This is a genomic window from Calothrix rhizosoleniae SC01 (assembly GCF_900185595.1).
GTDB lineage: Bacteria > Cyanobacteriota > Cyanobacteriia > Cyanobacteriales > Nostocaceae > Calothrix_A > Calothrix_A rhizosoleniae.
In genome coordinates this window covers 1-7,680 of the sequence record NZ_FYBH01000321.1, presented here as the reverse complement: position 1 = coordinate 7,680, position 7,680 = coordinate 1, and the positions used below count along the sequence as shown (strand labels likewise).

The following is a 7,680-nucleotide window of genomic DNA, read 5'->3' as shown; positions in this document are numbered from 1 at the left end:
GTGGGAGGTGTGGGGAACAATATTATTTCTTTCACTCCTTCCGTCCTTCTCTCAATCCCTCTCACCAAACCCTGCGGATTTTGGCATTACTGAATCGGTGTTCTAGGACTATCACATATGAATATCACTAACAGAGATATTTTGCAGTTAAGTACTTGCAAAATAGCCTATTGGGATTAAATATGGGTCGCCTGGGATTCGAACCCAGAACTAATCGGTTAAAAGCCGAGTACTCTACCGTTGAGTTAGCGACCCTTCTTTTTTGACAACTCCCGCATTATAACACCAAGAGGCGGAGTTTTGTAAAGAGGATTAGAGAAATTTTGTTTTCAGACGTATAGTAGCCGTTTGAGTAGCTCTTGGAGGAAGTATGGTGAGATGCTCTCCTGTATTTAGGGCATTGCGTGGAGCTGTCCAGGGTTCCACGCAATAGAAGTCTTTACCTTTGAGAGTCCAAAAGACGAAGGTAGAAAAAAGATCATCCCATTCCATTATCAGTTCTAATTTACGGCCCTTATCTGTGACAGAACTTGAATTATTCTTGAGGTTACCAAAGGCAAAATCAATTTCTTCACGGTGGAAATCAAAATTGCCATCAAAAGGACTAATTTCCTTACTTTTTTGGTTTTGATATTGATTTGAGGGAATCACAAACTCCAACTGGCTTTTATCGGGAACCCAGAAGTAGGGATGAAAGCCTGCGGAAAATGGCATGGGTATGGAGGAAAGATTGGCGTATTCCTGACGAATTTCCAGGGTATTACCAAGTATGTGATAGGTAAATTGCAATTGAAACTCAAAGGGATATAAAGCCTTTGTTTGTTCGTTACTTTTGAGACTCAACGCTACCCAAGCTTCTTGGGGAGTAACCTCTTGTTGGACTGTTTCCCAAGGTAAATCGCGGGCAAAGCCATGTTGTTTAAGGGTATATTGCTGTCCGTTATGGGTATAGGTATTATCGGGTAGGTTGCCACAAATGGGAAACAAAATTGGCATACCACCCCTAACGCTTAATTCAGGGTTGGCAAAACGTTCTTTGTCTAGATAAAAAATTTCTTGTCCTTGGACTTGCCAGCTAGTTATAATACCACCTCTTGCTGGTACAACTTCTAGCCGAGATTGTTCTGTCTGTAAATTCAGTTTGTTCATAACGATAGTCAATTTGGGTCCCAGATTTAGTGGTGCGTGATACTAATATGGTTCACGCACCTAACTAGTACCACTTTTTCAAGATTTTCGGCTGGTTGATGTTCCCCAACTCGTGCTAGCAATCAAAAATCTATTCATCTTCAGCAAACACAAAGCGGTACAACTCCCGTGGATCTGGATCAGGGCTACTTTCAGCGAATTTTACGGCTTCGTTAATTAATTCTTGGATCTGGTGATCAATAGTCTTTAATTCTTCCTGGGTAACTAGATTTTTTTCAGTCACATAAGTAGCAAACTTTTTAATTGGATCCCGAGACAACCATTCTTCCTTTTCGGTTTTACTACGCAATTCATCAGGATCTGCCAAAGAGTGCCCCCGAAAACGGTAAGTTAAGGCTTCAATTAAAGTTGGACCTTCTCCTTTACGGGCGCGGGCTACGGCTTCTTGAGCAACAGCACGGACTGCCATTACATCCATACCATCTACCTCCACACCCACCATGTTAAACACGCTGGCTTTCTTATAAATTTCTGGGTCAGAAGTGGCTCGTTCGTGAGCCATGCCGATCGCCCACTTATTATTTTCTACCACAAAAATAATTGGCAACTTCCACAAAGCAGCCATATTTAATGTTTCAAAAAACTGACCATTATTACAAGCTCCATCACCAAAAAAGGCTGCTGTAACTTGGTCTGCTGTTTCATCTCCCAATACTTCCCGGCGATATTTGGATTGAAAAGCAGCTCCTGCAGCTACAGGAATACCTTCAGCCACAAAAGCATAGCCACCCAATAGGCGATGTTTGGCAGAAAACATATGCATGGAACCGCCACGTCCTTTGCTACAACCTGTCGCCTTCCCAAACAACTCCGACATTACTTCTTTAGCCGGCACTCCTGCACTTAAAGCATGGACATGATCCCGGTACGTACTACAGACAAAGTCTTCTCCTGGTCGCATTGCCCCTCGAACAATACCACTGGAAACAGCTTCCTGCCCATTATATAAATGGACAAACCCAAACATTTTGCCTCGGTAATACATCTCAGCACACTTGTCTTCAAATGTGCGTCCTAGAACCATATCCTTATATAATTCCAGTGCTTCAGACTTGGTAATTTCTGCACTAGCAGCATTAAATTTGGGGACTGTACGTTCTTGAACCATTATTTTTCTTATATACCTGGTGTAAAACTGAGAATTACTAGTAGAGGCCAAGGGAGCTACCCTCGCAGGTGTAGGGTATAGTGCTTGGAAGTCTTAAAGCTTTTTACCTCTTGAACCTCTGTCGATCCAATTGCTCCGTCTTGAGACTAGAGGAGATAAAAGAAAATGCTTCTTTGTGCGAATATTATAACTGTGTTTGTAGTCTCTAGATGTCCCCGTTCAGTTCTGAGTTAGTACCCAGAAAATAAGACTAACCTAAGCAATTACACCCTGTAAAAAATATGTAAGCTGTGATATCCCCTAGGAACATCGCTCCTCAAATAGCAATCCAAAAAACCCTAGTTCCAGCACTAAAATAACAACCCCCAATTGAGTGTTTCTGCATATTTCCTAACAATTTAGCCAATCCCCGTAAAATCCCGTATATCTTGACTAAATCATTGTAATTACTTTTGAATCATGGTACAATCCAGTTCGCTTCCCAAAAGAGGCGAATAAAATTGTGTTATGGTGCCGCTACTTTAGCGTTAGCAATAATAACGACCTCAATTTTGTAATATAATGAACATTTTAATCATGTTGGAAATAAATTAAGCAGATTGGTTAGGAAACAAATTGAACCGTTAAATTCACCAATTGGGATGATGGCACGGTTTAATAGACCTGGAACGCCATAAGTAAATTTTATTAATCGCGCTGCAGGGGAAGTAGCTGTGCAGATACCGCTAGATTATTACAGAATTTTAGGACTACCATTGGCGGCAAGTGATGAACAGTTGCGGCAAGCATACAATGATCGCATGGTGCAACTACCGCGACGGGAATATTCCCAAGCAGCCATTGGATCACGCAAGTCTCTGATCGAACAAGCGTATATGATCTTATCAGATCCAAAAGAGCGTAAAGCTTACGAGCAGCTTTATCTCGCACATACCTACGAACCGAATGATAGCGTCAAACCAGCCTCAGTCGCAGTAGAGAACCGTCAATTTCCGGAAAATATAAATCTGGATGCTCAGAAACTAGGTGTAGAAATTTCTTCAGAACAGCTAGTTGGTGCTTTACTGATTTTGCAGGAACTGGGAGAATATGAACTAGTACTTAAGATTGGTCATCCTTACCTAACTAACAATAAAAATACATCCACAGTTAGGGAGTCATGGGATTTACCTTCAGAATTTCCTGATATTGTCCTGACTATAGCTTTGGCTTGCTTAGAATTAGGGCGGGAACAATGGCAACAAGGGAACTATGAAAATGCTGCCATTTCTTTAGAAACTGGGGAAGAACTTTTAATCAAGGAAAAGTTATTTCCCAACATACAAGCAGAAATTCAGTCAGATTTGTATAGATTGCGACCATATAGAATTCTGGAATTATTGCAACTACCCCTTGAGAAACAATCTGAACGGCAGCAAGGGTTGCAATTATTACAAACAATTCTGTCAGAACGCAGGGGGATTGATGGTGCAGGAGATGATCGCTCTGGTCTGAATATAGATGATTTTCTCCGACTTATTCAGCAATTGCGTAACTATCTAACGGTGGCAGAACAACATAAATTATTTGAGGCAGAAAGTAAACGGCCGTCTGCAGTGGCAACATATTTAACCATATATTCCCTGATAGCACGGGGATTTACCCAGCATCAACCGGCTTTAGTTAGACAAGCCAAGCAAATGTTGATGGGTTTAGGTAAACGTCAGGATATTCACCTAGAACAATCCTTGTGTAGTTTATTACTAGGACAGACGGAAGAAGCCAGTCGGGTATTAGAACTAAGTCAAGAGTATGAAGCACTGGTATTCATTCGAGAAAAGTCTCAAGATTCTCCCGATTTACTGCCAGGACTTTGTTTATATACAGAACGGTGGTTAGAGGCGGAAGTTTTTCCTCATTTTCGAGATTTAGTCAACCAACCAGCTTCTTTGAAGGAATACTTTGCTAATCGGCAAGTGCAAGCCTATTTAGAATCACTACCAACAGAAGATACACAAACAGCAGCTAAACCCCTTGGTTCTTCCCCTCGTTCCTTTAGAGCTAAACAGAAAAATACTTCTAATTATTCCCAAGAAAATAGACAAAATTTACAGTCACCTACTGGGTCTAGTAATGCTCAAACAGAACAGGAACATACAGTATCGAAAACAACAAAGACCCAAGTATCATCACCACACTTATCATCAAATAAAGTCAATGGCAGTTCATTTGACTCGAATCGAGACGTAGAATTCGATGAAACCCAATATTTCTATAGTTCAACGACCCATAACCAACAACCAAGAAAACGTCAGCCTAGTAAAGTAGAAGATTCAGATAGGGGAGTCAATCCCCATAATCGGACTCGCAGACGTAGGAAAATTACTACCCGCCGTCCCCGAAATACCAGAGTCAGGTTAGGATTTACTATTTTGACCTCTATAGCTGGTCTCCTAGTTCTGTGGTTTTTGGGAAGTATGACTGTTGGGTGGTTGAGAAACTTGTTTAATCCTGCACTATCATTACAAGGTAAGCAGGTGGCAGTGGAAATTAATCAACCACTGATTGAGATTCCTCAGCCTGGTAGTCCACCCAAATTACCTAAAGGTGAATTGACAGAGGTTACTGCTAAAGAAGTAATTCGAGTTTGGTTATCAACCAAAGCTTTAGCGCTGGGATCTAATCATGATGTTAATAGTTTAGAAAATGTTTTGGTTGGCCCAGCCTTGTCTCAATGGCGAGTAATTGCTCAACAAGACAAAAAACGCGATCGCTATCGTCTGTACCAACATCAGATAACAGATATCAAAGTTGATGACAACACAAATGAGAAAAATCAGGTAGCCGTAGAAGCTTCTGTGAATGAAGTCGCAAATTTCTATGAGCGCGGTCAAATAAATCAGCAACGGTCGTACAATGAAACATTACGGGTCAGGTATGACTTAATCAAACAAGACGGGAAGTGGCGGATTCAAAGTATGTCCGTGGTCAATAAAATTAGCTAACATAAATGGGTATGGCTAATTTATCAGGGAGCTACTATATTTATTTTTAGTCTGATATTGGGAAAAAACATCCGAATACAAGAATTATAAGCCTCTAGCACCTAGGAACAAGACACCAAATAATTTGGGTTTTTGTTAACCAATGGTCAACTTTAGTGTTTAATGGTTTCTATAAGTATTTTTTCATTAGTTGGATTGTGTATTGTGTTAGTCTAGCCTTCTTCGGAAGACTAGGCTTTTTTTTGAGGGTTTATTTGACGCAAAATTTAATCCCTTGTAGTGAATCTTACTTTCTGTTAAGCCCAAATCACAGAACCGTTTGACACATCTAAAATCTAGCCCCATGCCAATGAAGTGGTACATTCATTCAGGCAATAGTTGAGTTAGTCGTACTAGAAACTCAATGAGAGCTAAGTACACTTTTGTACAAGTTAGTAGCATTATTGAATCGCTGTAATTCTTACTAGAGGCAGATTCAATTAGTTACGAATTTATGAAATGCTGTACTAAGTGAGATTCAGTAAATGGGGTAGTATCTCCAGGGTTGCATTTACTTTCCGTGAGAATCAAATACTAAAGGCTTAAGGAACATCGCTCTTAGTGGAGTAACCTTTTATGTACTTAGCAATATTATCCGCTATACAGCATTCAGAATTTGAAAAAAGATTTTCTGCTAAACTACGCACTGTGGCAGGTCTAATTCTTGCAGCAGTCAACGTAGCTATAGTGGCGGGCTGTGCTAGTGAAACACAATCTTCAGCTCTACTCGCCAGTAAAACACAAATACTTTCACCAGTTACTAATACAATACAATTTCCAGTACTAATCGCCAGTAAAACACAAGCACCTTCAGCAGCTACTACCAAGACTAAATTTTATATCTACCAGGATACTAGCTCTCCAAATAACCACTACAAACCAACGGGCTATATGGGAGACGTTGGAGATATTCAAATGAATGAAGCTTTTGAGGATAATCCCCACTCAGGAAAAACCTCCATCCAAGTTGTCTATCAAGCTCAAGGAAATAGTCCTAACATATGCGAATACTCTCCCCCCTGTAAATGGGCTGGTGTTTATTGGCAGCAACCTCGCGGCAATTGGGGTACAGATAAAGGATTGCAAGGCGAGGGTTTTGACCTTTCCAGCTACAACCGTCTTGTGTTCTGGGCTAAGGCAGAAAAGAATACTAAAATCGAGTTCAAAGTTGGAGGAATCAACAAACCCTATGGTGATAGTTTAACTGATCCACGTAGCATAAAAGCAAATCTTACCCAGGGGTGGCAGAAATTTGAGATTGATCTAAAAGAGGCAGATCTTAAGCATATTATCGGCGGGTTCGCTTGGGCAACAAACCAGAATGATAATCCTAATGGTGTCACGTTTTATTTGGATGATATTCGGTTTGAGAAGAAGTAAAGTAATCCTTAGCTTCCTGACTGCACTATTTGTTGTATTCAGCACAACTTCACTGGTAAGTAGTGAGGCAAAATCCAGTGCATGGGAAGAACAAGTTTCCCGTATTGTTTGGGTTGCTTATTCACCAACCAACGCCAATCCTCATAAGGGCATTGAAGCTACTGCGAAATCTATTCGTGAAGACCTCGCCGTGCTACGCCAAGCAGGTTTCACTGGATTAGTAACTTACGGAGCATCGGGGATAATGGGTCGTGAATTCCCAAAAATAGCTCAATCAGAGGGGTTTCAAGGACTAATTATGGGTATCTGGAATCCGTCCAGCTCAGAGGAGATGGCTATGGCAAAAGCTGCTGCTAAAAATCCCATCATTCTCGGTTTTTGTGTTGGTAATGAGGGATTGATGACACGACGCTACAAATTATCAACTCTCTCCCAAGTAATGGAAAACCTGCGTTCAGCAACGGGTAAACCAGTAACGACAACAGAGGTAATCGAAAAATATAAGGACAAAAATTTCCTTATATTGGGAGACTGGGTATTTCCTAACGTCCATCCCTATTTTCACAACCTGCTCGATTCAGATGCTGCTGTCCGATGGACTAAGGGAGTATATGAAGATATTAAAAGACGGAGCGATCGCTTTGTTTTATTCAAAGAGGTTGGCTTACCTACCACCGGAGATTCCCAGGGTAAGTTGTCTGAAGCCGCTCAGGAACGTTACTATCTGGAGCTGGCGAAAACGGATGTCTCTTTTGTCTATTTTGAAGCTTATGATCAACCCTGGAAGACTCACCTTCCCGTTGAACCTCATTGGGGAATTTTTCGGTCAGAGCGAACACCAAAGCGCCTAGGATGGCGGTTAATGGGTAAACAGCCACCTTCATCTGAGAACTGAACTAAACCCGTATATCAATCCAAAATCCAAAATCCACAATCCAAAATTGTTGGACTTTTCTATCT

The 7,680-nt window shown here is 41.0% G+C and carries 5 protein-coding genes and 1 tRNA gene; 3 read left to right on the top strand and 3 right to left on the bottom strand.

The genetic code is table 11. From position 1 onward, the window contains the following. Window positions 1-183 precede the first annotated feature (183 nt). The 3 genes from CALSC_RS19570 to pdhA form a co-directional block, all read right to left on the bottom strand. Window positions 184-255, bottom strand: a tRNA-Lys gene (locus tag CALSC_RS19570). Between the two features lie 57 nt (window positions 256-312). Then, complete coding sequence (locus CALSC_RS19565) at window positions 313-1,149, bottom strand: aldose epimerase family protein (protein ID WP_088242961.1); 837 nt, start codon at window positions 1,147-1,149, stop codon at window positions 313-315. 130 nt (window positions 1,150-1,279) lie between these two features. Next, complete coding sequence (pdhA, locus tag CALSC_RS19560) at window positions 1,280-2,317, bottom strand: pyruvate dehydrogenase (acetyl-transferring) E1 component subunit alpha (protein WP_088242960.1); 1,038 nt, start codon at window positions 2,315-2,317, stop codon at window positions 1,280-1,282. A 713-nt stretch (window positions 2,318-3,030) separates the two neighbouring features. Between pdhA and CALSC_RS19555 the strand changes: the two genes are divergently transcribed. The 3 genes from CALSC_RS19555 (at window position 3,031) to CALSC_RS19545 (ending at window position 7,615) form a co-directional block, all read left to right on the top strand. Next, window positions 3,031-5,301, top strand: coding sequence for an IMS domain-containing protein (locus tag CALSC_RS19555; RefSeq protein WP_088242959.1), 2,271 nt, complete (start codon window positions 3,031-3,033; stop codon window positions 5,299-5,301). 615 nt (window positions 5,302-5,916) lie between these two features. Continuing rightward, a complete protein-coding gene (locus tag CALSC_RS19550) occupies window positions 5,917-6,720 on the top strand; it encodes a hypothetical protein (RefSeq protein WP_088242958.1) in 804 nt (267 codons plus the stop codon). Further along, the gene (locus CALSC_RS19545; RefSeq protein ID WP_143288313.1) at window positions 6,674-7,615 is read left to right on the top strand and encodes a glycoside hydrolase family 17 protein; all 942 of its coding nucleotides are present in this window, start codon (window positions 6,674-6,676) and stop codon (window positions 7,613-7,615) included. Before CALSC_RS19550 ends, CALSC_RS19545 begins: the two co-directional genes overlap by 47 nt. Window positions 7,616-7,680 lie beyond the last annotated feature (65 nt).

Coding starts and splice junctions, on each gene's coding strand:
- CALSC_RS19565 (WP_088242961.1), bottom strand. CDS start 1,149: ATGAACAAACTGAATTTACAGACAGAACAATCTCGGCTAGAAGTTGTA.
- CALSC_RS19550 (WP_088242958.1), top strand. CDS start 5,917: ATGTACTTAGCAATATTATCCGCTATACAGCATTCAGAATTTGAAAAA.
- CALSC_RS19545 (WP_143288313.1), top strand. CDS start 6,674: ATGGTGTCACGTTTTATTTGGATGATATTCGGTTTGAGAAGAAGTAAA.
- pdhA (WP_088242960.1), bottom strand. CDS start 2,317: ATGGTTCAAGAACGTACAGTCCCCAAATTTAATGCTGCTAGTGCAGAA.